Annotated in this window: 25 protein-coding genes and 1 tRNA gene; 16 read left to right on the plus strand and 10 right to left on the minus strand. The window is 63.6% G+C overall.

All coding sequences use genetic code 11. From position 1 onward, the window contains the following. Window positions 1-136: 136 nt before the first annotated feature. From ACO06X_RS04720 to ACO06X_RS04750, 7 genes are all read left to right on the plus strand, one after another. Window positions 137-934 (plus strand): IclR family transcriptional regulator, encoded by a 798-nt coding sequence (locus ACO06X_RS04720; RefSeq protein WP_421838824.1) that lies wholly within the window; start codon window positions 137-139, stop codon window positions 932-934. A 296-nt stretch (window positions 935-1,230) separates the two neighbouring features. Further along, a complete protein-coding gene (locus ACO06X_RS04725; RefSeq protein WP_421838825.1) occupies window positions 1,231-2,037 on the plus strand; it encodes a fumarylacetoacetate hydrolase family protein in 807 nt (268 codons plus the stop codon). Beyond that, the gene (locus ACO06X_RS04730) at window positions 2,037-2,900 is read left to right on the plus strand and encodes a fumarylacetoacetate hydrolase family protein (protein ID WP_421838826.1); all 864 of its coding nucleotides are present in this window, start codon (window positions 2,037-2,039) and stop codon (window positions 2,898-2,900) included. Before ACO06X_RS04725 ends, ACO06X_RS04730 begins: the two co-directional genes overlap by 1 nt. After that, a complete protein-coding gene (locus tag ACO06X_RS04735; protein WP_421838827.1) occupies window positions 2,888-3,634 on the plus strand; it encodes an SDR family oxidoreductase in 747 nt (248 codons plus the stop codon). The genes ACO06X_RS04730 and ACO06X_RS04735 overlap by 13 nt, the downstream gene beginning before the upstream one ends. Continuing rightward, window positions 3,631-4,509 (plus strand): alpha/beta fold hydrolase, encoded by an 879-nt coding sequence (locus tag ACO06X_RS04740; RefSeq protein ID WP_421838828.1) that lies wholly within the window; start codon window positions 3,631-3,633, stop codon window positions 4,507-4,509. Before ACO06X_RS04735 ends, ACO06X_RS04740 begins: the two co-directional genes overlap by 4 nt. Window positions 4,510-4,535: 26 nt before the next feature. Next, window positions 4,536-5,021, plus strand: a complete 486-nt coding sequence (locus tag ACO06X_RS04745; RefSeq protein ID WP_421838829.1) for a VOC family protein — start codon at window positions 4,536-4,538, stop codon at window positions 5,019-5,021. 4 nt (window positions 5,022-5,025) lie between these two features. After that, window positions 5,026-5,838 (plus strand): pirin family protein, encoded by an 813-nt coding sequence (locus ACO06X_RS04750; protein WP_421838830.1) that lies wholly within the window; start codon window positions 5,026-5,028, stop codon window positions 5,836-5,838. A 13-nt stretch (window positions 5,839-5,851) separates the two neighbouring features. Here ACO06X_RS04750 and ACO06X_RS04755 read toward each other — a convergent pair whose 3' ends face one another. From ACO06X_RS04755 to ACO06X_RS04780, 6 genes are all read right to left on the minus strand, one after another. Then, on the minus strand, window positions 5,852-6,595 hold the full coding sequence (locus ACO06X_RS04755) for an SDR family NAD(P)-dependent oxidoreductase (protein WP_421838831.1): 744 nt from the start codon (window positions 6,593-6,595) through the stop codon (window positions 5,852-5,854). A 42-nt stretch (window positions 6,596-6,637) separates the two neighbouring features. Then, complete coding sequence (locus ACO06X_RS04760) at window positions 6,638-6,952, minus strand: putative quinol monooxygenase (protein WP_421838832.1); 315 nt, start codon at window positions 6,950-6,952, stop codon at window positions 6,638-6,640. Further along, window positions 6,952-7,833: an SDR family oxidoreductase gene (locus tag ACO06X_RS04765; RefSeq protein WP_421838833.1), complete on the minus strand. Its 882-nt coding sequence runs from the start codon at window positions 7,831-7,833 to the stop codon at window positions 6,952-6,954. Before ACO06X_RS04765 ends, ACO06X_RS04760 begins: the two co-directional genes overlap by 1 nt. Before the next feature lie 40 nt (window positions 7,834-7,873). Continuing rightward, window positions 7,874-8,638 carry an SDR family NAD(P)-dependent oxidoreductase gene (locus tag ACO06X_RS04770; RefSeq protein WP_421838834.1) on the minus strand — a complete coding sequence of 255 codons (765 nt, stop codon included), beginning with the start codon at window positions 8,636-8,638 and terminating at the stop codon, window positions 7,874-7,876. A gap of 20 nt (window positions 8,639-8,658) precedes the next feature. Beyond that, complete coding sequence (locus ACO06X_RS04775) at window positions 8,659-10,785, minus strand: TonB-dependent receptor (protein WP_421838835.1); 2,127 nt, start codon at window positions 10,783-10,785, stop codon at window positions 8,659-8,661. 127 nt (window positions 10,786-10,912) lie between these two features. Next, a complete protein-coding gene (locus ACO06X_RS04780) occupies window positions 10,913-11,839 on the minus strand; it encodes a VOC family protein (protein ID WP_421838836.1) in 927 nt (308 codons plus the stop codon). Between the two features lie 218 nt (window positions 11,840-12,057). On the opposite strand from ACO06X_RS04780, the gene ACO06X_RS04785 reads away from it, so the two are divergent. Genes ACO06X_RS04785 through ACO06X_RS04795 form a run of 3 tightly spaced genes read left to right on the plus strand, consistent with a single transcriptional unit; the run spans window position 12,058 to window position 14,619 of the window. After that, window positions 12,058-12,468, plus strand: coding sequence for a nuclear transport factor 2 family protein (locus tag ACO06X_RS04785; protein WP_421838837.1), 411 nt, complete (start codon window positions 12,058-12,060; stop codon window positions 12,466-12,468). A gap of 25 nt (window positions 12,469-12,493) precedes the next feature. After that, entirely contained in the window at window positions 12,494-13,687 is a 1,194-nt protein-coding gene (locus ACO06X_RS04790) for an alpha-hydroxy acid oxidase (RefSeq protein ID WP_421838838.1), read from the plus strand. Next, on the plus strand, window positions 13,687-14,619 hold the full coding sequence (locus ACO06X_RS04795) for an alpha/beta hydrolase (protein ID WP_421838839.1): 933 nt from the start codon (window positions 13,687-13,689) through the stop codon (window positions 14,617-14,619). The genes ACO06X_RS04790 and ACO06X_RS04795 overlap by 1 nt, the downstream gene beginning before the upstream one ends. A gap of 679 nt (window positions 14,620-15,298) precedes the next feature. Here ACO06X_RS04795 and ACO06X_RS04800 read toward each other — a convergent pair. Continuing rightward, window positions 15,299-15,389 (minus strand) — tRNA-Ser (locus ACO06X_RS04800). A 79-nt stretch (window positions 15,390-15,468) separates the two neighbouring features. On the opposite strand from ACO06X_RS04800, the gene ACO06X_RS04805 reads away from it, so the two are divergent. Next, on the plus strand, window positions 15,469-16,458 hold the full coding sequence (locus tag ACO06X_RS04805) for a peptidylprolyl isomerase (protein WP_421838840.1): 990 nt from the start codon (window positions 15,469-15,471) through the stop codon (window positions 16,456-16,458). Between the two features lie 117 nt (window positions 16,459-16,575). On the opposite strand, the gene ACO06X_RS04810 is transcribed toward ACO06X_RS04805, so the two are convergent. The 3 genes from ACO06X_RS04810 to eno form a co-directional block, all read right to left on the minus strand. Then, window positions 16,576-17,643, minus strand: a complete 1,068-nt coding sequence (locus ACO06X_RS04810) for a hypothetical protein (RefSeq protein ID WP_421838841.1) — start codon at window positions 17,641-17,643, stop codon at window positions 16,576-16,578. Beyond that, window positions 17,637-18,731 (minus strand): phosphotransferase family protein, encoded by a 1,095-nt coding sequence (locus tag ACO06X_RS04815; RefSeq protein WP_421838842.1) that lies wholly within the window; start codon window positions 18,729-18,731, stop codon window positions 17,637-17,639. The genes ACO06X_RS04810 and ACO06X_RS04815 overlap by 7 nt, the downstream gene beginning before the upstream one ends. Before the next feature lie 71 nt (window positions 18,732-18,802). After that, complete coding sequence (eno, locus tag ACO06X_RS04820; protein ID WP_421838843.1) at window positions 18,803-20,086, minus strand: phosphopyruvate hydratase; 1,284 nt, start codon at window positions 20,084-20,086, stop codon at window positions 18,803-18,805. Between the two features lie 247 nt (window positions 20,087-20,333). Here eno and ACO06X_RS04825 point away from each other — a divergent pair, with 247 nt between their 5' ends. The 5 genes from ACO06X_RS04825 to ACO06X_RS04845 all read left to right on the plus strand — a co-directional run bounded on the left by ACO06X_RS04825 (window position 20,334) and on the right by ACO06X_RS04845 (window position 22,423). Continuing rightward, complete coding sequence (locus ACO06X_RS04825; protein WP_421838844.1) at window positions 20,334-20,978, plus strand: hypothetical protein; 645 nt, start codon at window positions 20,334-20,336, stop codon at window positions 20,976-20,978. 8 nt (window positions 20,979-20,986) lie between these two features. After that, complete coding sequence (locus ACO06X_RS04830; protein ID WP_421838845.1) at window positions 20,987-21,370, plus strand: hypothetical protein; 384 nt, start codon at window positions 20,987-20,989, stop codon at window positions 21,368-21,370. Next, window positions 21,367-21,672 (plus strand): hypothetical protein, encoded by a 306-nt coding sequence (locus ACO06X_RS04835; protein WP_421838846.1) that lies wholly within the window; start codon window positions 21,367-21,369, stop codon window positions 21,670-21,672. Before ACO06X_RS04830 ends, ACO06X_RS04835 begins: the two co-directional genes overlap by 4 nt. Beyond that, window positions 21,669-22,109 carry a hypothetical protein gene (locus ACO06X_RS04840; RefSeq protein WP_421838847.1) on the plus strand — a complete coding sequence of 147 codons (441 nt, stop codon included), beginning with the start codon at window positions 21,669-21,671 and terminating at the stop codon, window positions 22,107-22,109. The genes ACO06X_RS04835 and ACO06X_RS04840 overlap by 4 nt, the downstream gene beginning before the upstream one ends. Before the next feature lie 89 nt (window positions 22,110-22,198). Further along, window positions 22,199-22,423: a DUF4170 domain-containing protein gene (locus tag ACO06X_RS04845; RefSeq protein ID WP_421839855.1), complete on the plus strand. Its 225-nt coding sequence runs from the start codon at window positions 22,199-22,201 to the stop codon at window positions 22,421-22,423. Window positions 22,424-22,463 lie beyond the last annotated feature (40 nt).

The raw sequence follows: 22,463 nt of genomic DNA on the forward strand, positions 1-22,463 counted from the left end.
CCCTCTTCTAATTTTTACTTTTCGTGAATGCAATCCCTAATGATGAATAACTAGGCGACTGCCGCCAGTGCGGTTCCGATGGGAACTGGCGCTTGCCATCAGTGCATTGTATTGCCGCACCGGAAGGGGGCTGGCCGTGCACAGCAAGCTTGATGAAGTCGAAACCGGGGAATCACAATCGACCGGCATCCAGTCGGTCGAGATCGGCATGGCCATTCTTGACGCGTTCGTGGAATCGTCGTCGGCAATGTCGCTGAAGCAGGTCAGCCTTGCCACCAACATGGCGCCCAGCAAGGTTCACCGCTATCTCGCGAGTTTCGTGCGCAGCGGCATGCTGGTGCAAGTCGCGACTAACGGTCTGTACGATCTCGGGCCGAAGGCGCGCAGGCTGGGCCTCGCCGCCATGGGGCGGCTCGATGCCTTTTCTGTGGCGACCAATGGACTGCTCAAGCTGCGTGATCTCACAGGCCACACCGTGTGCATGACCGTCTGGGGCCAAGGCGGGCCGATCATGGTGCGCTGGGAATCCGGTCGGGAGCCGCTGATCGTCAATCTCAGGATCGGCAGTTCGATCCCCTTGCTCGATACTTCGATCGGGCACACGTTCCTCGCCCATCTGCCGAAGTCGATCACCCAGCCAGCGCTGGCGCTACAGCAGCAGCTCGCGGGCGCTGAAACGGAGCGCAAGTTCCCATCGGATGAGGAGCTGGAGCGCATTCGGGCCAATCGCTCGATCTACACCATGTCCGCCCTGATCGAGGGGGTCGACGCCATCGCCGCACCGGTCTTCGAAGGACCCGACAGACTGTTTTCGGTGATCACCCTCGCTGCTCCGCATCGCTCGCTGAAGGGGTCGCAACTCGGCCGTATCCGCCAGCAGGTCGAGGCTATCGCGCGTGAGGTTTCTGCCGAACTGGGCTACCGCGAGGCGTGATCGAAGGACGGAAATCAGACGTTCCAACCAGCCGAACAAGATTCACAATCACGATATTACTTTACTAATAAGGAATCTCACTCTATCTCCATGGCAGCTCGGAACGAGCCGAATGGGGAGGGATTCTTGTGAAGCTGGCAAGCGTCGATTGTCATGGCACTATCCGGGCCGCCGTGGCCCTCAGCGGCGATCGGCTGCTGATTCCTTCACAAGCACCCGCCGGTTCAGAGGCATTCCCTGCAACGGTGAAGGGTCTGCTTTCCGAACCCGGCGCCCTTGATGCGCTGCGCGCTCGCATGGCTGAAATCGAGGAGGCCGATCCCGCCACTCTTGCGGAACTGGAGCATGCTGGCGCCATTATCGCGGCATCCGACGCGCGCTTTGCCGCCCCAATCCCGGATCCGGTTCATTTCATGGGCTGCGGTCTCGCCTATAGGCAGCACTTGCGCGAAATGGGGAATACCCCGGCGCCGAAAAACCCGGTCCTGTTCCTGTGCTCGCCCGGCGCGCTGAGCGGCCATAACGCACCCATTCCGCTGCCGCCGCATCAGGGGCAAATGGTCGACTACGAGGGCGAACTCGCCATCGTCATCGGCAAGCCTTGCTACGCTGTTTCCGAGGATGCCGCGATGGATTGTGTCGCCGGCTACATCGTCCACAACGATGTGTCCGCGCGCGATCATGTCGCCGAAGTGCAGTCGGTTACCGTCCCCGTCGGCATGCTTGATGCATGGGGCCGCAATGTCGGAGGCAAGCAGCATCCCGGCTTTTCGCCGATGGGGCCTTATCTCGTCACCGCGGACGAAATCCCTGATCCCCATGCGCTGCACCTGACGGTGCGCGTCAATGGCGCCATCGTGCAGGATGTCATGACAGACGACCTGATCTTCTGCGTCGCGCACTATGTCTCCTACGTCTCGCAGTGGTACCCGCTGGTACCTGGCGACATCATTTCCACTGGTTCTCCCGCAGGCGTAGGTATCGCGAAAAAGCCGCCGGTGTTTCTGCGTGACGGCGATGTGGTGGAAGTGGACATTTCCGGGCTTTGCACGCTCTCAAACCGGGTCGTGGCGGCCAATCCGGATCGCGCCGGCAGCCGCTGATGAAATTGGCGTCATATCTTCTCGATGGGGCTGCGTCGTTCGGCATCGTCGAGGGCGATGCGGTTTTCGACGCCGGCCCTGGTCTGCGCGCGCGCTTCGGAACGCTCAAACATGCCCTCGGTGCGCTCGACGAACTCGTGCAAGGAACCGCCGGACAACAAGCCACCGCCCACCTGAGCGAACTCACCCTGCTGCCCCCGATCCCCGATCCGGGGCGTATCCTGTGCATCGGGCGCAACTATCGCGCCGATACACTGCGCGCCGGGCTGCCCATTCCAGACTATCCGATCCTGTTCTCGCGCTTCGCCGATACGCAAGTGGGCCACGGCCAGCCCCTCGCCTTTCCATCCGTCTCCGAGCAGTACGATTGGGAAGGCGAACTGGCATTCGTGATTGGCAAATCCGGTCGACATATCCCGCCCGAACGCGCCTTCGACCATATCGCTGGCTATGCCTGCTACAATGACGGCAGCGTGCGCGATTACCAGCGTCACACCAGCCAGGATCTGCCGGGCAAGAACTTCTGGCACTCCGGCGCATTCGGGCCGTGGCTTGTGACGAAGGACGAGATTGCCGATCCGGCGGACCTGGTCGTGACCTCGCGGGTGAACGGCGAACTCATGCAACGCGGCGAGGTTGCCGATTTCATTTTCCCGATCCCGGTGCTCGTCTCCTATCTCTCGACGATCTTCCCGCTTGAGCCAGGCGACGTCATCGCCACCGGCACCCCGCTGGGCTGCGGTACCACGCGCGATCCCAAGGTCTGGCTGAAGCCGGGGGATCTGGTCGAGGTCGAAATCGCCGGCATCGGCACGCTCGCCAACCGCGTCGCGGAGGAGGTCGAAATCCTATGCCAAGCGTAGTCATCACCGGTGCCAACCGAGGGCTGGGGCTCGAGTTCACCCGCCAGTTTCTGGCGACTGGATGGACGGTTCACGCCGGTGTGCGACGACCGGCTCAGGCAGCCAATCTTGCCGCACTGGCCGACGCAGAGTCTTTGAGGCTGAACATCCATGCGATCGACCTTTCGGACTTCGTGAGCATAGAGCGATTTGCCGCCGGACTTGGCGATGCCCCGATTGATCTTCTGATCAACAATGCCGGTATCATGGATGTCGGTGCATCGGACTTTTCCGAGAAGAACCGTCACAGCATCCAGGTGCTCGGCTTGCTTGACCATGAAGCGTGGGCTGAGGTTTTCCGCACCAATGTGCTGGGCACCACCAGCCTGACCGAGGCTCTGCTGCCGCATCTGGCGGCAGGCAAGGATCGCAAGATCGTGATGATCTCCAGCATCATGGGCAGTATTACAGCCTGCGCGACCGGCTCGTTTCCGCCCGGCGGCGGGCTCTACCTCTATCGCTCGACCAAGGCCGCGCTCAACATGGTCACCCGCAACATGGCGGCCGATCTGGCACGCGGCGGTTTCACCGTCATCGCGGTCAACCCAGGCTGGGTGCGCACCGACATGGGCGGCGCGGATGCCATGTTCGATCCGGCAATCAGCGTGGGCAACATGATCGCCATGATCACCGGGGCGACCACGGCTGACAACGGCAGCTTCATTTCGCACGACGGGGCACGCTTGCCCTGGTGAACTATCGCATCAACGGTCAGCAGGACAAAGGCACCGAGGCCATGGAACAGACGAACCCGGAAATCGGCAAATCCGTCAAGGCAATGGGCCTTGCGACCAATTACCACGACATGGGCACCGGAAAGCCGATCATCCTGCTCCACGGTTCCGGCCCGGGTGTAAGCGCCTGGGCCAACTGGGGCCGCACCATGCCGCGCCTCGCCGAACATTTCCGCGTCATCGCTCTCGATCTGGCGGGATATGGGCAAACCGAGCTCGACCCCGACGCACAATATGACATGCCCTACTGGGTTGCTCACCTGCTCGGCTTCATCGACGCGCTAGGGCTCGAAAAGGTCTCGTTCGTCGGCAATTCGTTCGGCGGTGCGCTGGCGACGAATTTCAACCTGCTCTACCCGGACCGTGTTGATCGCGTCGCCGTTATGGCGGGCCCTGTCTGCACGTTCGAGGTCACGCCGTCACTGCACAAGGCGTGGGGATACGCCAATCCGACTCCGGCCCTGATGCGCGAACTGATGACGATCTTCGCCTATGATCCAAGCATCATCTCGGACTCACTCGTCCAGCTGCGGTATGAAGCGAGCAACCGCGAAGGCTATCGCCAGGCCTATGAAGCGATGTTCCCGCTGGAGCGTCGGCAGGCGATCCTCGATGCATGGGGGCTCAGCGACGAGCAATTCCGCAGCTTCACCAACGAATGGCTGTTTCTCCACGGCCTCAACGATACCATCGTGCCGTTCGATGTGTCGGTTCGCGCAGCACGCCAGATCGAACGCTCGCAAGTGCGGTTGTTCAATCGGTGCGGCCACTGGATCATGGTCGAACAAGCCGACCGCTTTTGCCGCGCGCTGATCGAGTTTTTCTCCGAAGCCTGACCCAACCCGAAGAAGTGGATCACTCCATGGCCTCCTCGAACGCCACAAAATCGATACTCGATCTGAAGTTCCTCTCTCACGGCACGCTGGAAGTACACGACATCGAGAAGTCGGCAGACTTCTACCAGCGATTCCTTGGCTTCGAGTTCGTCAGGACGAGCCCGATTTCGGGCATGGTCCGGCTAGGCGGCAACCACATCTATGTCGTGGTGCAGGGACCGAAGGGCAAAGGCATGCCCTATACCAACCACAACGGCATCGACGTGGCGACGCGCGAAGAGGTCGACCGCGCCCATGCCCTGTGTCTCGCGCACAAGGAGGAATTCGGCCTCAAGGGTATCACTGACCCCGCCTCGCAGCACGATGTCTACGCCTTTTATTTCCGCGACCTCGATTCCAACTGGTGGGAAATCCTCGCAAACCCCGAAGGTGGTTACACGCAGCGCTTCGAGCGTTATTTGGCGGAAGGTCCGGTGGCGGACGTGGCTGCCTTCAAACCAAAGAAAGACTAGGTCCGTGCGCAAGGTGGTCTTCCGAACACGCGGCCAGACGCGCGGACCGATCACCCGGCTGATGAGCCCTGGCGATCTGGGCCAGAACCTCAAGCCGTTCGTGTTCCTCGACCTCGCCACACCCGAACCCGGGCCGGACGGTTTCTTTCGCTGGCATCCGCACTCGGGGATCGCAACGGTCACAGTCATCCTGAAGGGCGCAGTCCGCTATCAGGAGACCACGGGCGCGACTGGTACGCTGGGCGCCGGAGCGGTCGAGTGGATGGCTTCGGGTGCCGGCGTCTGGCACACTGGAGCACCTATCGGCACCGAGCGTCTGCTGGGCTTCCAGCTGTGGATTGCGCTTGGCCCGGATCGGGAAATGCGGCCACCTGCCAGCCAGTACCTGAACGCCGATGCTGTCCAGAGCGAGGGGCCAGCCCGCGTCATCCTTGGCGCATATGGAGCGGCGTCGAGCCCCATAGACGCGCCGCCGGGTGTTACCTACCTCGATGTCCGCCTGGCCGCCGGTGAGAGTTGGACCTTCAAGCCGGAGGCGAGCCAGACCATCGCATGGCTGGCCATCTACGAAGGTAGCATCGAGGGCGCCTGTTCGGCGAGCTTTGGAGACATGGTCATCTTCGAAGAGGGGAACGGGGAGATCACCATCTCCGCCAGCGCACCAGCCGGTTTTGTGCTTGGCGCGGCAGCAAAGCTTCCGCACGATCTCCATATCGGCCACCATTCCGTACACACCAGCGCCGAAGCGCTGCAGCGCGGGGAAGCCGAGATCGTGCGCATCGGCAGCGAACTGCGCGTTTCCGGGCTGCTGAGCTAAAGCGGCCCCTGCCCTACTTGGGCAAGCGCAGGTACTTAGCCGCTTCTGCGATCAGCGGTGCCGGATCGACGCGCCACTGGTCGCGGAACTCGGGCGCTGTCTCGCCCACCCAGCATTCCGTTTCGCCCGCCGCAATCGCGTCGACCACGCCTTGCGCGACAAGTGCCGGGTCGCTCTTCGGGATATCGAGTTTGGTCATCATCCCCGTATCGATGGCACCCGGGAACACCGAGACCACGAGCGTTCCCTGCCCTGCCAGTTCGGCGCGCATGCCGTCGGTCAGGGCACGGCAGGCAGCCTTGCTCGCGCAGTAGTTGCCGCAGAAGGGATGCGTCGCGAGCGCCAGCGGCGAAAGGAAATTGGCGATAGCGCCCCCGCCATTCGCCCCGACGATGGGCGCGAAAGCCCGGCACATCAGCACCTGCCCCCAGTAGTTGACCTCCATCTCCTTGCGGAAACCGGCAATGCTTTCGCTTTCGAGATAGGATTCGTGGATCACTACGCCGTGGCAATTGATGACGATGCTGACATCGCCTGCCTGCGCAGCAAGGGCACGCACCGCAGCCTCGTCCGTCACATCAAGCACATGGGTAGCGATACGCTGCGGATCGCGCGCGGCCAGCCGGCGCAGTCCTGCCTCGCCGAGATCGCAGGCCAGGACCTTGCCCGCCCCGGCGCGTAGCAGCGCTTCCACCAGCGCGCTGCCGATACCGCCCGCCGCGCCGGTGACGAGTGCAACTTTTCCGGCAATGTCCATGAACTCTCTCCCTGACGTTTCAGTGCGGCGGGTAACGGGCCGTCAGTAAATGTCGGTCAGCTGCCAGTAGGTCAGCTGCGGCCCCTCGATGATGAAGCTGCGGATCATGTCGAACACCCCAGTGCTCTCGCGCCACTCCATATAGCGCAGCTGCGACGCGAGGCTGTCCCATGCAACATGGTGAACCACGTGTGCCGGATTCTCCGGATCGGCATAAGTCCAGAAGCCGAGATTGCCAGCAAAGCTGCGCGTGCCCGGCGCGACCTCCGCCATATACGCAAGGAACTCGTCTAGGCGGGCCACATCCACCGTGAACTCGATCAACGTCGCAATCGATCCATGCTGAAGGTCAGGCATCACGCACTCTCTTTCCAGCTGGCAATCGTATCGGCAACGAAGGCCTCATACGTTCGCAAAGGATGCCCCAGCAGATCCGCGAGACGCTCGGTGTCCTGCGGCTCCGCCTCCAGCCCCGCCTGCTGGAAGCGCTGCATCATGAGGCCAAGGTCGTAGATCATCCATTCCGGTACCGCGCCGCGCATGCTGGCGGCCCAGGCCCCCGGATCATCGCCGCCATAGTGCACCGGGCGGCCGAGTTGGCGTGACCACACTTCCGCCGCTGAAGCACCGGTGATCACGTCGGGACCACTGAGTTCGATCACCGTGCTTGGCAAAGGCGCAGCGGCCCGGTCGCGCCGCAAGACCTCATGCGCGGCAGCATCGGCAATGTCGCGGATGTCGATCATCGAGAGGCCCCTCGACCCGATTGGCATGGGATAGACGCCATGATCGTGGATCGCAGCCTTGAGGACCATTTCGTTCTGCATGAAGTAGTTGGGCCGCAGGATCGACGCCGCCATTCCGAAATCTTCGATCATGCGCTCCGCCGCGGCCTTCGCGGCAAAGTGCGGCACGTTGGGGAAGGCGTGCGCACGCGTGACCGAAAGATAGACAATCCTTTCGATGCCCGCCGCATGCGCGAGGTTCAGCATGATCAGCACCTGATTGAGCTCGTCCGCTGCGACCGCATTGAGCAGAAACAGGGTTCGGACAGATGCCAGTGCGTCACGGATCGACCCGATGTCCGCCATGTCTCCCTGAACGACTTCGACCGTCGCTGGAAAACGGGCCTTGCCCGGATTGCGCACCAGCACGCGCACTGAGGCCCCCGCCGCCAAAAGGCGCTCGACAAGCGCGGAACCGATTGTGCCGGTGGCACCGGTGACGAGTATAGTCATTGAGGTTCCTGTCGCATCGATTGGTCGGTGAGCACGATCCTCACCATGCAGTCGTGCCGCCGTCGACCGCGAAGTCGGCGCCGGTAATCCACACAGATTCGTCGCTCGCAAGGAAGATCGCCGTCTGCACGACGTCTTCAGGCTCCCCCGGACGGCCGAGCATGATCTTGTCCATCATCGCCTTGGCCCAAGCCGGATCGCTCATCAGCATGCGCACAGCATCGCTCAGGATCAGGCCGGGACTGATCGAATTGACGCGGATGCGGTGCGGACCGCCCTCCATCGCGAGATGTTTGGTCATTGCGTTGACGCCGCCCTTGGCCGCGCTGTGCGCCACCGCAGGCAGCACCTTGTAGGCGATCTTGCCCGAGACCGATCCGACATTGATGATCGAGCCGCCGCCCTGCGCGATCATGTGCGGCCACACAGCCTGGGTCAGGTGGAACACCACGTCCATCTCGTTCCGCAAGGTGAAGCGCCATTGCTCGGGCGTCATGTCCGTCAGCCACGCAAACTCTCCGGCCGCGCCATTGTTGTAGAGCACGTCGATGTGTTCATACCGTTCCAGCGCGAAGGCGGCGAGGTCGGCCGCCTGCGCTTCCTGCGCCAGATCGAGCGGATGCAGCGAGACCATGTCTCCCCCTTCCGCCCTGACCTGCCGCAGGGTTTCCTCGGCGCGCGCGGCATCGATGTCGCACCCGACGACCCGCGCGCCGGCCTTGGCAAACAGGCGGGCGGCCTCCCGGCCCATCGACCCGCCAGTGCCGGTGATCAGGCAGACCTTCCCCTCAAGCCGCCGCGCCATGTCCGCCCGCCTCCCTGCTCTCAGAACTTGACGGACAGCGTAGCGCCGTAGGTCCTGGGATCCGCAGGATTAACCAGATCGAGGAAATTCGGCTGGGCGGTCAGCTGGTTGGCATAATGCGCATTGTTCAGGTTGCGCCCCCAGATCCGGAAAGAGTAAGCCTGATTGGCCCCGAAATTCCACGCGACCGAGGCATTGACCACCGAGTACGCAGGCTGATTCAGCCTGTTCTCCGGAGCCTCGAACCAGCGGGCGGAGTGGAAGTAGTCAGCCGCGAAATCGAGGCTGCTGCCAGGCAATTCCAGATGGTATTGCGCGCCGAGATTAAGCTGCACATCCGGAGTCTGCGGCAGCCGCTTGTCCTTGGCGCTGGTCATAGGCCCAAGCACCAGGCCACCCGTGAGGAGGATCACCGTCGTGGTGATCGGGAAGTCGCCGAAGCGCGCATGAATGAGCGACAGACCGGCCGTCAAGGTCAGCCCACGCACTGGCGCCGCCGTCAGGTCGGCATCGAGCCCGTAGATCGTCGCCTGCTTGCCGTTGTAAACCGCAGGCGCGGAGTTGACGTAGGTGTTGAGCTGGATATTCTTGAAATCATAGTAAAAACCAGCCGCATTGAAGCGCACCTTGCGCCCGGCAAATTCGCTCTTGAGGCCCACTTCGAAGGCGTCAAGCGTCTCGGGCACGAAGGCATTCGGTGTGTTGAGCGCAAAGGCATTGAAGCCACCGCTCTTGAAGCCGCGATTGTAGGATGCATAGACAAGCACATCTTCGCCGATCTTGTGGTCGATTGCCGCACGCCATGTCAGGCGCGACACGTGCTGGCGCGCGGTATAAGGCGCCGCCGGCAGCACGAATGCGGGGTTCAGGAAATCAAGCTCGCCGCTCGAATTCATGGTCTTGTCTTCGTTCGTGTAGCGAAGGCCCAGCGTCAGCGAGGTGGCCGCATCGAAGCTGTAGGTCGCCTGCGCGAAAGCCGCGTAGGAATTGGTCGACTGGATGCTGTTGATGATCTGGTTGAGCCCGAAAACCGGCAGATAGATGGTCCCCGGATCGTTGTGGGCCTTCCCGTAGAAGTAGTACCCCCCAACCATCCACTTGAACGGCCCGCTGCCGGTGGAGATGAGTTGCAACTCCTGGCTGAACTGCCGGTCCACTTCATGGACATTCACAGAGAGGGCGGGTGTGGGTGTCGCATCGGAATCGAATGCAACATCCCACTGGGTCCGCCGGTAGGCCGAGATGCTGACAAGCTTCGCACCGTCGAATTCGTGCGTCACGTTAAGGCTCGCGCCATATTGCTCGACGCTGGAGTACGGCTGGGTATCGGTGTCGGTATCGTTGAAACCGCCCTTGAAGGAGTAGCCGGTAAACAGTGCCTTTTCGCCGTAGGCAGCGCGAAATGCAGGGGCTGCTGCGATCGTGTGATCATAGTCGAAGGCGGCGATGGCCGTCGTCCTGCCACCCAGATCGAACTTGAACTTCGTGCGTACGCCGATGTCGCGCGTCTTGTTGACGTCCTTGCCGTTGGCGAGGTTCTTGCCGAAGCCATCCATCTGGTTGCTGTAATGAACCGCGAGGTTGGCTGCGGCACCCGCGCCCAGACCGCCGGTCACATAGAGGTCGCCGCCGATCGTGTTCTGGCTGCCATAACCGACCCGCGCATTGCCCTGCAGTTCTTGCTTGGGATCCGCGGTGGTGATCTGGATAAGCCCGCCCGTTGCGTTACGGCCGAACAGCGTGCCCTGCGGCCCCTTGAGCACGGCAACCTGTTCAATGTTGTTGAAGGTCAGGATCGAGCCCGTCGCGGAGGCGTAGTAGACCCCGTCGACATAGGTCGCGACAGAGTTTTCGTTGCCCGCGCCGGCAATCGCCGTACCCACGCCGCGGATGCGGGGCGTCGCCTGCGTCGCCTGCACCGTATAGGTCAGGCTGGGCGCGACCCGGGTCAGATCCACGACCGTGGTGATGCCTTTTGTGGTCAGCGCCTCACCCGAAAGTGCGGTGACGGCGATCGGTACCTTCTGAAGGTTTTCGCCGCGCTTCTGCGCAGTGACGACGATTTCGGCGAGGCCGCTGTCAGCGTCGGCCCTGACATTCGCATCGGCAGCCTCTGCCCGCGCAGCCGGTGCCAGGCATGTCATCATGGCCATCAGCGAAAGCGACGTCAGTGCCTGTGATCTGATGGCTCCGGGCCTGGTCTTGTTGCACATGGTTCTCTCCCTCATTTCTCGTATCGTTGGTCTTGTTCGGTTGTCTGCCGCGAAGTGCGGATCACGTCGCTCCCGCCGTATCGACGACAACGATTGGCAGCAGATCGCTTCGGGAATCGTCCGGCATCGCGCCCCACAAGTCGTAATGCTCTGGCTTGGCGGACATCGCGCGCGGCTGGCGCGAACCCGCTTCGGGGAACTGCTCCATGCCGAGCGTGTATTCCCAGACGAAGTTATCCGGCCCGTAGATATAGAGGTGGATGCTGCCCGAGGTGGGATGGCGCCCGATGCCGAAATGGATATCGACCCCACTGTTGCGGCAGCGGTTGAACAGGCGGCCAATGTCGTCAATCTCGTTGACCATGAACGCGATGTGATGGAGCCGCGCCGGCTTGCCTGGCCCATCGACCATGCCGATGCTGTGATGATTGGGATTGGGCCACGCTCGAACCAGCGAGATCTGCTGTTCGCCGATGTAATCCGACATCAGGAAGCCGGCGTTGCCACACAGGAACTGCGTCATGGCATGATTGTCGGGCACGTAGATCCCGAAGTGTTTGCCCCCCTGGAACGAGGTGATCCGGTTTTGCAGCGGGCTGCAGTAGTTCACCATCTCGATGTAGTATTCCCACGTCGCGCCGATGATCTTGTCGACGAAGCGGAAAGCCCGTGTGATGGCGAGGCGGCTGCATTCGGCCGGATCAACCCATGCGGGGTGCAGCCCAAGCACCTTAAAATGCGCAAAGGCCGCGTCCAGATCCTCGGGCGATTGAAGCTCCCATGCGGTGCGCACGCAACTGGCATGGTCAGCCTGGGTCAGCATGATATCGTGCCGCCCCGGCCCGACACGGAAGTAGCGGGTGCCGTCCGCAGACTCCTCCACCAGATCGAGACCAAACACATCGGTGAGGAACCGGGTGGACGCTTCGATGTCAGTCACCGTCAGCGCGAGATATCCAAGCCGCCGGTACCGGAAAGTGCTGCTCATGTTCACCCTGTCCCCGTCCGGGTGCGGCATTCTTGCGCACCCTGTCATGCGCCTCGACATCACGTCCGAAGCGCCCGATTGAATTTCCGATTCATGAATGCGTTTGTCAATGGTGAAATTTAGCTGTATGGATAGCAGCAGGCCGACGTGCTTGACGCGTCAGGGTCAGGCTTGCAGCACGGGCCTGATCGACCGAGGCATTCAGGGGAAATCGAAGGATGGCAGACCACTACCTTGAGCTGGCCAAAGGCTTCCTCCGCGCCTTCGATGAAGGCAGCGATGTGTTCGCGCTGGTCACCAATGATGTTGAGGTGATGTTTCCCAAGTGGGGGATTGCAAAGGGCAAGGAGGGTCTCGCCCAACTCTATCGCGATCTGGCGCCATACCTTGCGGGCATTTGCCACCATCCGGAAAGTTTCAACATTCTCGCCGACGGCAACCGGGTCTGCATCGCGGGTGTAAGCTCCGGCAGGCTTGCCGATGGCCGGACCTGGCAGCCGGATGGAGCCTGCATGGGGCAGTTCTGCACCTGGTTCACCTTCGAGGGCGCCCTCGCCAGCCGGATCTGGATCTATATCGACCCCGACTACGCCGATGGAACCCGGGACTATTACCCCTGGAGCCGCTGAGTCTGCCTTGACGATCGGATCGCTGATGCTGTCCCGCTGCCATTCCATTGCGGACCTGCGCCGGCTCGCTCAGCGGCGTCTGCCTGCCCCGATGTTTCATTACATAGATGGCGGCGCGGACGACGAATGGACGCTGCGCCGAAACCAGTCAGCGTTTCAGGACTATCAGCTGCTTCCCGAAACACTGCGCGATGTCAGTTCGGTGGACCTGTCTGTGGACCTGTTCGGCCGCAAGCTCGCCCTGCCGTTCTTCCTCGCACCGACCGGCATGTCGCGGCTGTTTCATCATCAGAAAGAATTCGCCGCGGCCCACGCGGCAGAGGCGGCGGGCACGTTTTACGGCCTCTCCACGCTCGCCACGACATCGCTCGAGGACGTCGCAGCGGCGGTCCGGAACCCGCTGATGTTCCAGATCTACATCCTCAAGGACCGGGGCCTGACCCTCGAATTCGTCGCGCGCTGCAAGGCTGCCGGCTATTCGGCGCTCTGCCTGACGGTCGACATGGCAATGGCCGGAAACCGCGAGCGTGATCTGCGCACAGGCATGGTGATGCCGCCACGTTTTGGCCTCAGGAGCCTGTGGAGCTTTGCCACGCATCCGGCGTGGGCAATGAACCTCGCACTCCATCCGGGCTTCCGTCTCGCCAACGTCGCCCACCGCGTCGATGCCCTCGGCGCAGGCGCTATGGGTCTGATTGACTACGTGAACAGCCAGTTCGATCGAACCGTGACCTGGGCGGATGTGGAGTGGTTGCGTGCACACTGGACTGGGCCGCTGATCCTGAAGGGCATTCTTTCTCCTGCTGACGCAGCCCGTGCAAAGGCAGTTGGCGCGGACGGACTGATGATCTCGAACCACGGCGGACGGCAGCTGGATGGAGCTCCTGCCCCCATCGATCTGGTGCGCCCGATCCGCGCGGCGGTCGGCCCAGGCATGGAACTTGTCGTCGATGGCGGCATTCGGCGCGGCGGCGATATCGTGAAGGCCATCGCGCTCGGCGCGGATGCATGTTCGGTCGGCAAGGCCTATCTCTACGGCCTCGCCGCCGGCGGCGAAGCGGGTGTGTCGAAGGCGATCGCCATCCTGCGCAGCGAGTTAGAACGGACGATGATCCTTTTGGGCTGCCGCTCGATCAGCGAGATCGGCGAGCGCCATGTTCTGCCGCTCGAAGGCCGCCGCATTCCCGCCATACCCCTGCAAAGCACAGGAACTGTCTGATGCCGAAGAGCTATCACCCGATCAGCGAAGCCGACGCAGCCGCAATGGCCGGTTTTCGCGCCATGCTGGCCAGCCAACCGGCATTGCATATCACCCCCGAAACACGGGAATTCTTCGACCAGATGATCGCAGCGACGCCTGCTGCGGAAGAAGTGACTTACGCAGCGGGCTCAGTAGGAGGTATACCCGGCTGGTGGTGCCATCCCCGCGATGCCGCCCCGCGCGCGGCGATCCTCTATCTTCATGGCGGCGGCTATGTCATCGGCAGTGCCGCCGCCTATCGCCATCCGGTTGGCCAGATCGCTGCAAGCAGCAGCGTCAGCGCCTTCGTGGCCGACTACCGGCTCGCGCCCGAGCACCCCTTCCCCGCCGCCATCGAAGATGCGTTGGCCGCCTATGACGGCCTTGTCGAGCAGGGCGCCGCACAGATCGTCATTGCCGGCGACTCGGCGGGTGGCGGCCTCACGCTTGCGCTCTGTGCCGCCCTTGCCGTGTCCAGTGCTGCAAAGCCCTCGGCCGCCGTCGCGATTTCGCCGCTGACCGACCTGACTGCCTCGGGTGAAAGCTGCCGCACGCGCGCGGCGGCCGATCCGATCCTGAGCCGGGACGAGATACTCGCCTGCGCCGCTACCTACCTGGCCGGTGCGGATCCCGCAGACCCGCGCGCCTCGCCGCTATTCGCGCCGGCGTCTGGCCTGCCGCCCGTTCAGATCCATGTCGGCGAAGACGAAGTCCTGCTCGATGATTCGACCCGGTTCGCCGATCTCGTCGAACGGGCTGGTGGCAGTGCGGACCTCCATGTCTGGGAAGGGATGCCCCATGTCTTCACATCCAGCATCGCCATGTTCGAAACCGCCCGAAGTGCTTCGCAGATGATCGGCACCTTCATCGCGGACCGGGTGGCGGTTGCAAGCCAGGAGAATTCTCGATGAATGCCCGGCACGAGGAGGCTGCCCTTGATATTGCCTTCCGTTGCCCGCTTGTAGTCCTGGCGCAGCAAAACATCTTTGGGCGACAGGCGGTTGCCTTCGGATCCAAACAGCTTTTCTTCGAGAAGGTGCAGCCAGCAGCCAAAGTTACCGATGTGATCGCGGCGAACCTTGCCGCTGCTGCTGCGACCTTTGGTTTTCGTTGCCATCGTGGATCTCCCCTTTTGGAGCTATCGCGGCGATGCCGGATGCATCGCTGCCCACCGAGGCATCCCGTCACGACCTTGGCGCCTCAACCCCAACACCAAACACAACGAGCCAGATCTGCTCGAAACTCGACCCTGTTACCGTCCAAAGCGGGCCCTGTTAGGGGTGCATGCCGAACCTGCTATTAACCCGGAAACCGGGCATTCCTTACGTGGCTAGTCCCACACTTTTTGAAAAGAGGCGCAGGAAAGTCGGCACGAGAAAGCTGCGATCATTCGATGCTCTGCGCAACGCTGAATTCGCGATATGGGCGAAACTGAACTGCCCCGGTTTCTCAGCTCCGCGCAGGCCCCCGATAATGGCCCGCCAGCGCTCTCCGGATTCTCTCCGAAAGCGCGATACAGCGCAGAAACCGCGAAGTTCTGCGGGTTTTCGGGGGAATAGCACCCGAGCGCAGAATTTAGGCCGGACTGCGTGGCGGAGCGGCAGGGATTCGAACCCTGGATACGCTTTTGGCGTATACTCACTTTCCAGGCGAGCGCCTTCGACCACTCGGCCACCGCTCCGCATTGCACTGGAAGGCGCGGCCCTAACCGCATGGAAGCGCTTTCGCAAGGCCGCGAAGGCTGGCACAAGTCGTTTGTCATGAAACACCCGCTTCTGCTCTCCGTCGCCCTGCTGGCCAGCTGCAACGCCGCGCCCGCGCCTGCACCCACCAAAGAGACTGCGCCCGCCGCTGCACCTGCGCAAAAGTCCGCGCTCGCGCCGACCGAAATCGTCGCGGCAGCCCCGGCGGCGGACTGGGCGGCGATTGCGCCGTCTGATCTGCTGGTGATGGACCTGGCGTCCGATGCCAAGGGCGCGGCGCGGCGGGTGGTGATCCAGCTGCTGCCGGCACCGTTCTCGCAAGGGTGGATCGGCAATATCCGCAAGCTGGCGGCGGCGAAGTGGTGGGACGGCACGAGCGTCAACCGCGTGCAGGACGGCTATGTCGTGCAATGGGGCGATCCGGACGGCGAGGACAGGGCGAAGGCCAAGCCGCTGCCTGCGGGGATCGCGGTGGTGCCGGAGGGGGAATACCAGCTCTACGATGCCGCGTTCACCGCAGAGGCTGCAGCTGGGCAGGCGGCGAAGGACACGCTGCGCGGCATGACGGATCCGTACGCGCCCGGCTACATGTTCCGCGATGGCTTTCCCTTTGCTCTATCCGGTGATGACAAGGCAACATGGCCCATCCACTGCTACGGCACGGTCGGCGTAGGCCGCGATTATCCGCCCGATACGGGCTCGGGCGCCGAGCTATACACCGTCATCGGCCAAGCCCCGCGCCAGCTTGATCGTAACATCGCCGTCGTCGGCCGGGTGATCGAGGGAATGGAGCACCTCTCCAGCCTGCCGCGCGGCACCGGCGATATCGGCTTCTACAAGACGGCGGAGGAACGCACACCGATCCTCACCATCCGCATCGGCAGCGATGTCCCCGATCTGCCGCGCTTCGAGTACCTCTCGACCGAAAGCAAGAGCTTCGCAGCCTATGCCGATGCGCGGGCTAACCGGCGCGATTCCTTCTACATTCGGCCCGCTGGCGGGGTGGATATCTGCAATGTGCCGGTGCCGGTGCGGCGGGTGAAGTAGGCAGCTCAAACCCATAACCCGCTCATGCTGAGCTTGTCGAAGCATCGTGCGCGGCGGTTGCGCCAGCACCCTTCGACAGGCTCAGTGTGAGCGGAGTTTGGGGATGCAAGCTGGTGCCTACCCCAGCCCCAGCGGCGCGTAAGCGCCAAAGATCAACTGCTCGAACACGCCCGTGCCCACCTCGCCAGCGCTGGTCGTGACACGGCTGACGATCTGCACATGGAAGTTGTCCATCCGCTTCGGGTCCACTTCCGCCAGCACGATATCCTCGCGCTCCACTTCCAGCACGCCGTGATAGAGCCCATGCCCCCACGTGGGTGAGGTATACCCCAGCCCGCGCATCTGAAAGCGCACCAGCGGCTCGAACGTCAGCGTCAGCGGATCATCGCCGCCGCCCACAGTCAGCGTGCCGCCCGCCGGCCACAACGTGCCCGGCTGCAACGGCGCATCGAGCTTCGCGGAAGGCGTCTCCGTGAAACCATCATGCCCCGCCCCATCGGGTGCGATTACAGCGCGGGTGTTCCACGGCGCGCCATGCGCATCGGCGTTGATGTGGAAAAACACGCTGCGAGTGGGCAAATTGATCGGCGTCCACTGCCAGAAGAACTGCGGGACAACGCCGTGCCCATGCGGCTGCGCATCGCTCGTGCCGACAGGGCGCACGCCCCAGCTGCGGTCGCGCGTACCTGCCGTTCCCGGCTTCAGCACCGTGCGCACCCCGTCGATCTCGACCCAGCCGGTATAGTGCCCGTTCTGCGTCAGCCGCGTATAGTCCATGAAGGTGCGCGGCCCGATGCGGTGGATGAAGCGCGGCTCCTCGATGGGAAACGCCCGGCCCGTAAACACGATCTCGGCACGGATCCCCTCCCCCTCAACGCTGATCGAAAGGCGCTTGAGCGGTTCTTCCACGCGGATCGCAATCGGCCCGCAGGTCAGGTCCAGCCGCTCCATCGCCAGTTCGCGCGAAGCGTGGAGCGAATGCTGTACCCCGTCCTTGATGAAGCAGAAATGCGCGTCCGCCACGTTGAGGTGCGGATAGATGCCGAAGGCCGCCGCGAAGAAATCACTTCCGTCGGGCGCATAGCCGTTGAAGAAGTAGCGGTCGTAGAAATTGCGGTCGGTGCCGGAGTAGGCGACTGGCTCCGGGGTCTGGTGCAGCGGGAAGTCGTCGCCCTTGGTCAGCATGTCCTTGTCTCCATCATGGCGTCCAAAGCGCCGATGCTATCATGATCGAGCGCGAGTTCGGCCGCGCCGCGCGCCATCGAAAGGAAGTTGGCATCCCCCCGCTCGGTGCGCACCACGAAGGCCGCGCTGAAAACGGCGGTGAAGAGGCCATGGAGCGCCCCGATCCGGTAGCGTCGCATCATCACGTCGTGCGCAACCGGCGCCCCATGCCGCGCCATTTCCTCGGCATAGAGCGCCAGCAGCGCCGCCTCGTTGGGCCGCCTGAGCGTACTGCCGATGCCGCAGCCCATGAAGTAGCCGACGTCCGTCATCCCGCAGCCGATGGCGCAAGTCTGCCAATCGACAATCGCGATAGGCTCCGCCCCGCCACCAACACCGAACAGCATGTTGTCGAGCCGGAAATCGCCGTGGATCAGGCAGGGCTCCTCGGGCTGGCGGCCCAGCCAGCCCTCTACCCGCCGGTCGAGTTCTTCGCACAGCGCCATGGCATCGGGCGCGAGCTGCCCGTCGTAGCGCTCACGGAAGATGGCGTGCGCGTGATGATAGAGCCGACCGATCTCCGCGAGCAGCCCTTCGCGCCCATGCAGCCAGTCCGCCCCCAGCACCGCCGGATGGCCCTTGGTGGCCGCATGGAGCGCCGCCGCCTGCCGGATCGCTGCCTCGGCATCGGCAAGGTCGCAGCCCTCCAGCTGGTTCCCGCCCCGCTCCGGCGCCAAGTCCTCGAACAGCAGCACGAAATCGGTGCCATCAGCATTGATCTCGGCGGCATAGACTTTCGGCGTCCGCACCGCGATTTCCGCCGCGAACGCGCGGTAGAAGCCCACTTCCTTGACATAGAGCATCATGGCCGCCGCCGTGCCGCGACTGGTCGGATCGGCAGAGGCGAACTTGCCCGCCAGCGTGGCGGGCGCGGCTGTGGGCCGGTCGTAGGTCAGCGTGAAGCGCGCCGTATCGCCCACCTGTCCGGTGCCGATGGCCTTCCATTCCAGCCCGGTAATCCGCGCATCACCCAGCAGCCCGGCGCGCGCCAGCCCAGCTTCGATCCAGCCCGGTGTTACCGCCGCGGCCGTCGTCGGAAATTCATCCATGCATCACTCTCCGCCAGCAAGGCTGGCAGAGAGCGGCACGGTTGTGAAGTGTTTTTAAGCGCCCGCTTAAATCAGGCGAGACGGCCAAACGCAGCCGCGCCCGCATAGCGTGCCGATTGGCCCAGCTCTTCCTCGATGCGGATCAGCTGGTTGTACTTGGCCAGCCGGTCCGAGCGCGCGAGGCTGCCGGTCTTGATCTGGCCGCAGTTGGTGGCAACCGCGAGATCGGCAATCGTCGCGTCCTCGGTCTCGCCCGAACGGTGCGACATGACTGCGGTGTAGCCATTGCGCTGCGCGATGCTCACCGCTTCCAGCGTCTCGGTCAGCGTGCCGATCTGGTTGACCTTCACCAGCAGCGAATTGGCGAGACCCTTGGCGATGCCCATCGTAAGGCGCTTGGGGTTGGTGACGAACAGATCGTCGCCCACCAGCTGCACCTTCTTGCCGATCTTGCTCGTCAGCGCGGCCCAGCCCTCGAAATCGTCCTCGCCCATGCCGTCCTCGATCGAGCGGATCGGATAAGCATCGGTGAGCGCGGCGAGATAGTCCGCCATCGCTTCGGGCGAAAGCGAGAGCCCCTCGCCGCTGATCTCGTACTTGCCGTTCTTGAAGAACTCGGTCGCGGCGCAATCGAGCGCGAGCACGATGTCCGTCCCTGGCTTGAACCCGGCCTGCTCGATCGAGGCCATCACGAAATCGAGCGCATCGCGCGTGCTGGCGATGTTGGGGGCAAAGCCGCCCTCGTCGCCCACGCCCGTGGCGAGGCCCTTCTGGTGGAGCGCCTTCTTCAGCGTGTGGAACACTTCGCTGCCCCAGCGCACGGCTTCGGCCAAAGTCGGCGCGCCGACTGGCATGATCATGAATTCCTGGAAGTCGATCGGGTTGTCGGCATGTTCGCCGCCGTTGATGATGTTCATCATCGGCACCGGCAGCAGATGCGCCGAAACCCCGCCGACATAGCTGTAGAGCGGCAACCCGCGCGCGTCCGCCGCAGCCTTGGCCACCGCAAGGCTGGTGCCCAGGATTGCGTTGGCACCAAGGCGGCTCTTGTTCTCGGTGCCGTCGAGCGCGATCATCGCAAGGTCGATATCGCGCTGGTCTTCGGCGTCCATGTCGACCAGCGCGCCGGCGATCTCGCCGTTCACTGCGCCGACGGCCTGCAGCACGCCCTTGCCCTTGTAGCGCGCGGGATCGCCATCGCGCAGTTCGACCGCTTCATGTGCGCCGGTCGAAGCGCCCGAAGGCACCGCTGCGCGGCCGAACGAGCCGTCCTCCAGCAAAACATCGACTTCGACGGTCGGGTTGCCCCGGCTATCGAGGATCTCGCGGGCGTGAATGTCGATGATCGCGGTCATGGCGCTTCCTCGTGTAGTGAGATGTTCTGCGCGCCCCTATCTGCGCTTGGCCGGAGTGACAAGGTCAAGCTTGGAACCGGCACGCCCTTGCGCAGTTATGGAAGGCAGGCGGCAAAACCGGCCGGGCAGCCGCGCCCACCAGTCTCTGGCGCGCGCCAAAACCGGCCCCCCGCGCCTTTCGCACTTGCGGCAATTGGGCTAGGACAGAAGCTCAATCCAGAATCGCCCCCGCGAAAGGACCCGCACGATGACCGATACCCCCGAGAACGCGGCTCCCGAAGCCGCCGTCAAGCCCAAGACCCGCAAGAAGGCCGCGCTCAAGGTGGTCGAAACCATCGCCGAAGCCGTGCCTGCAGAGATCGCGCAGATCGAAGAAACCGTCACTGAAACCGCAGAAGCCGTCACCACCCGCTTCGGCAAGGCGATCGAGGATGCCAAGGCGAGCGCCGCGAACCTGACCGGCGAAGCGCGCGAACGCACCGCCGCGATCACCGAGACTGTGGCTGCCACGGCCAGCGAGTACACCGAAAAGGCCGGCGAATATGCCGAGCAGGCCAAGGTCGTCGCGCTCGATCTCGCACGCCAGGGCAAGGGCAAGGCCACCGCTGCGCTCTCGACTCTGGGTGAGACGATCGAGAGCAACGCCGGCGTGATCGACGAAAAGCTCGGCGTGCAATATGGCGACTACGCCCGCGGCGCGGCGCACACGCTGCAGTCGACCGCCGCCACGCTGGAAGCCAAGGACATTCCCGAGATCGGCGAAGAGATCGTGACCTTCGTGAAGAAGAGCCCGGTCAAGGCGCTCGGCATCGCAGCGGTCGCCGGGTTCGTGCTTACGCGCTTGCTGCGCCGCAAACCGGCGAGCACAGACAGCGAAACGACGGAAGCCTGAACCCGCGCGTGACCGAAGAGGCGGCCCGCACCACGGACGAGGCGGCGGCAGGGGATGATACCCTGCTCGGCGGCGCGCGCGCGCTGCTGGAAGACGGGCAGACGCTCCTCGCGGCGGAGATCGAATTCCAGAAGGCGCGGGCGGGCTTCGTGCTCGGCCGCGCCAAGGGAATCCTCGCGCTCGCCGCGCTGGCGCTCGCGCTGCTGTTCTTCGCGCTGATGGCGCTGGTGGTGGGACTGCTGCTCGCGCTGGCCCCGCTGCTCGGGCCTTGGGGCGCGCTGGCCGTGGTTGTCCTCGGCCTCCTCGCGCTCACCGGCCTCAGCGTGCTCGGCGTCGTCCGCGGCGTCGGGTCCATCGCCCGCGCGCTCAAGGGCAAGGACGGCCCGGCATGAGCGACGAGACGCTGCACGAAGCACGCAGCCGCCGTGATCAGGCCTGGGCGCGCGTGCGCGGCCAGATCACCACGTTGCGCACCGACCTTACCGAACGTCCGATCCCCACGCGCATCAAGGAAGCCGCGATGGACCGGGTGCTCGACACCGTTGACGAAGCCAAGGCCATCGCCAAGGACAACGTGCCCGTCATCGGCGGCACGCTGGCGCTCCTCGCCGCATGGTTCTTCCGCCGCCCCCTGATTGCCCTGATCAAGAACCGCTGCGCCCCTGCGGCCGCGGCGGACGAGGACGAAACATGAGCGATAGCGAAACCCCGCAGCCTGAAGCGCCAGAGACGCCCGAAACCGCCACCGATCCGCTCGGCAAGGTCAAGGGCTTCGTCGAGGAGCATCCCGTCGCGATGGTTGCGGGCGGTATCCTGCTCGGCGCGCTGGTCGCCGGAGCGATTGCCCGCACCGGCAGCGGCGTTGTTGGTGACAAGGCGACCCGCAAGGGCACGCTTTCCCGCATGTCACTGCCCCGCCGCGCGGCGGATATTGCGGCGGTCGGTCTTGAGCTCGCCGCAGCCTATGTGGCAGGCGCAGTCGGTGAAAAGGCGGCTGCCGCCAGCAGCGCTGACGAAGCCGAAGCGCCCGCCAAATCGGACAAGGCTCGGCTGACTGACCTTGCCGGCAAGGCCCTGCGCTCGTTCGGCCCGGTGATCACGCGCCGCCTGCCGGGCAAGAAGGCTGATTAACGGCGACTTCCGTAGCGTCCGGCGCTTGCGCACCCCTCTCTTTTTTGCCAGTGCCGCGCTTCCTCCCCAAGGAAACGGACAAGCCAGCCATGCAGAAACTGCACCTCGTCATGGGCGGGCGGGTCAAGGACCCGCAGCACCTTGAATTTACCGATCTGAACGCGATCGATCTCGTCGGCGTCTATCCCGACTATGCCAGCGCAGAAGATGCCTGGCGCAGCTGTGCCCAGCGCACCGTGGACGATGCCGAAATGCGCTACGTGGTTGTCCACCTCCACCGCCTGCTGGAACCGGCCCTGCACAAGCCGGAGTAAGCCCCAAAACAAAAGCGGCCGGAGGCACCACGCCCCCGGC

Source organism: Novosphingobium sp. (genome assembly GCF_965229225.1).
GTDB lineage: Bacteria > Pseudomonadota > Alphaproteobacteria > Sphingomonadales > Sphingomonadaceae > Novosphingobium.

What these genes read in the sequence shown, in the direction of transcription:
- ACO06X_RS04825 (WP_421838844.1), top strand. Translation starts at nt 20,334, where the DNA reads ATGACCGATACCCCCGAGAACGCGGCTCCCGAAGCCGCCGTCAAGCCC.
- ACO06X_RS04805 (WP_421838840.1), top strand. Translation starts at nt 15,469, where the DNA reads ATGAAACACCCGCTTCTGCTCTCCGTCGCCCTGCTGGCCAGCTGCAAC.
- ACO06X_RS04775 (WP_421838835.1), bottom strand. Translation starts at nt 10,785, where the DNA reads ATGATGACATGCCTGGCACCGGCTGCGCGGGCAGAGGCTGCCGATGCG.
- ACO06X_RS04730 (WP_421838826.1), top strand. Translation starts at nt 2,037, where the DNA reads ATGAAATTGGCGTCATATCTTCTCGATGGGGCTGCGTCGTTCGGCATC.
- ACO06X_RS04790 (WP_421838838.1), top strand. Translation starts at nt 12,494, where the DNA reads ATGCTGTCCCGCTGCCATTCCATTGCGGACCTGCGCCGGCTCGCTCAG.
- ACO06X_RS04795 (WP_421838839.1), top strand. Translation starts at nt 13,687, where the DNA reads ATGCCGAAGAGCTATCACCCGATCAGCGAAGCCGACGCAGCCGCAATG.
- ACO06X_RS04845 (WP_421839855.1), top strand. Translation starts at nt 22,199, where the DNA reads ATGCAGAAACTGCACCTCGTCATGGGCGGGCGGGTCAAGGACCCGCAG.
- ACO06X_RS04735 (WP_421838827.1), top strand. Translation starts at nt 2,888, where the DNA reads ATGCCAAGCGTAGTCATCACCGGTGCCAACCGAGGGCTGGGGCTCGAG.
- ACO06X_RS04810 (WP_421838841.1), bottom strand. Translation starts at nt 17,643, where the DNA reads ATGCTGACCAAGGGCGACGACTTCCCGCTGCACCAGACCCCGGAGCCA.
- ACO06X_RS04725 (WP_421838825.1), top strand. Translation starts at nt 1,231, where the DNA reads ATGGCTGAAATCGAGGAGGCCGATCCCGCCACTCTTGCGGAACTGGAG.
- ACO06X_RS04780 (WP_421838836.1), bottom strand. Translation starts at nt 11,839, where the DNA reads ATGAGCAGCACTTTCCGGTACCGGCGGCTTGGATATCTCGCGCTGACG.
- ACO06X_RS04785 (WP_421838837.1), top strand. Translation starts at nt 12,058, where the DNA reads ATGGCAGACCACTACCTTGAGCTGGCCAAAGGCTTCCTCCGCGCCTTC.
- ACO06X_RS04770 (WP_421838834.1), bottom strand. Translation starts at nt 8,638, where the DNA reads ATGGCGCGGCGGCTTGAGGGGAAGGTCTGCCTGATCACCGGCACTGGC.
- ACO06X_RS04745 (WP_421838829.1), top strand. Translation starts at nt 4,536, where the DNA reads ATGGCCTCCTCGAACGCCACAAAATCGATACTCGATCTGAAGTTCCTC.
- ACO06X_RS04765 (WP_421838833.1), bottom strand. Translation starts at nt 7,833, where the DNA reads ATGACTATACTCGTCACCGGTGCCACCGGCACAATCGGTTCCGCGCTT.
- eno (WP_421838843.1), bottom strand. Translation starts at nt 20,086, where the DNA reads ATGACCGCGATCATCGACATTCACGCCCGCGAGATCCTCGATAGCCGG.
- ACO06X_RS04840 (WP_421838847.1), top strand. Translation starts at nt 21,669, where the DNA reads ATGAGCGATAGCGAAACCCCGCAGCCTGAAGCGCCAGAGACGCCCGAA.
- ACO06X_RS04835 (WP_421838846.1), top strand. Translation starts at nt 21,367, where the DNA reads ATGAGCGACGAGACGCTGCACGAAGCACGCAGCCGCCGTGATCAGGCC.
- ACO06X_RS04815 (WP_421838842.1), bottom strand. Translation starts at nt 18,731, where the DNA reads ATGGATGAATTTCCGACGACGGCCGCGGCGGTAACACCGGGCTGGATC.
- ACO06X_RS04760 (WP_421838832.1), bottom strand. Translation starts at nt 6,952, where the DNA reads ATGCCTGACCTTCAGCATGGATCGATTGCGACGTTGATCGAGTTCACG.
- ACO06X_RS04755 (WP_421838831.1), bottom strand. Translation starts at nt 6,595, where the DNA reads ATGGACATTGCCGGAAAAGTTGCACTCGTCACCGGCGCGGCGGGCGGT.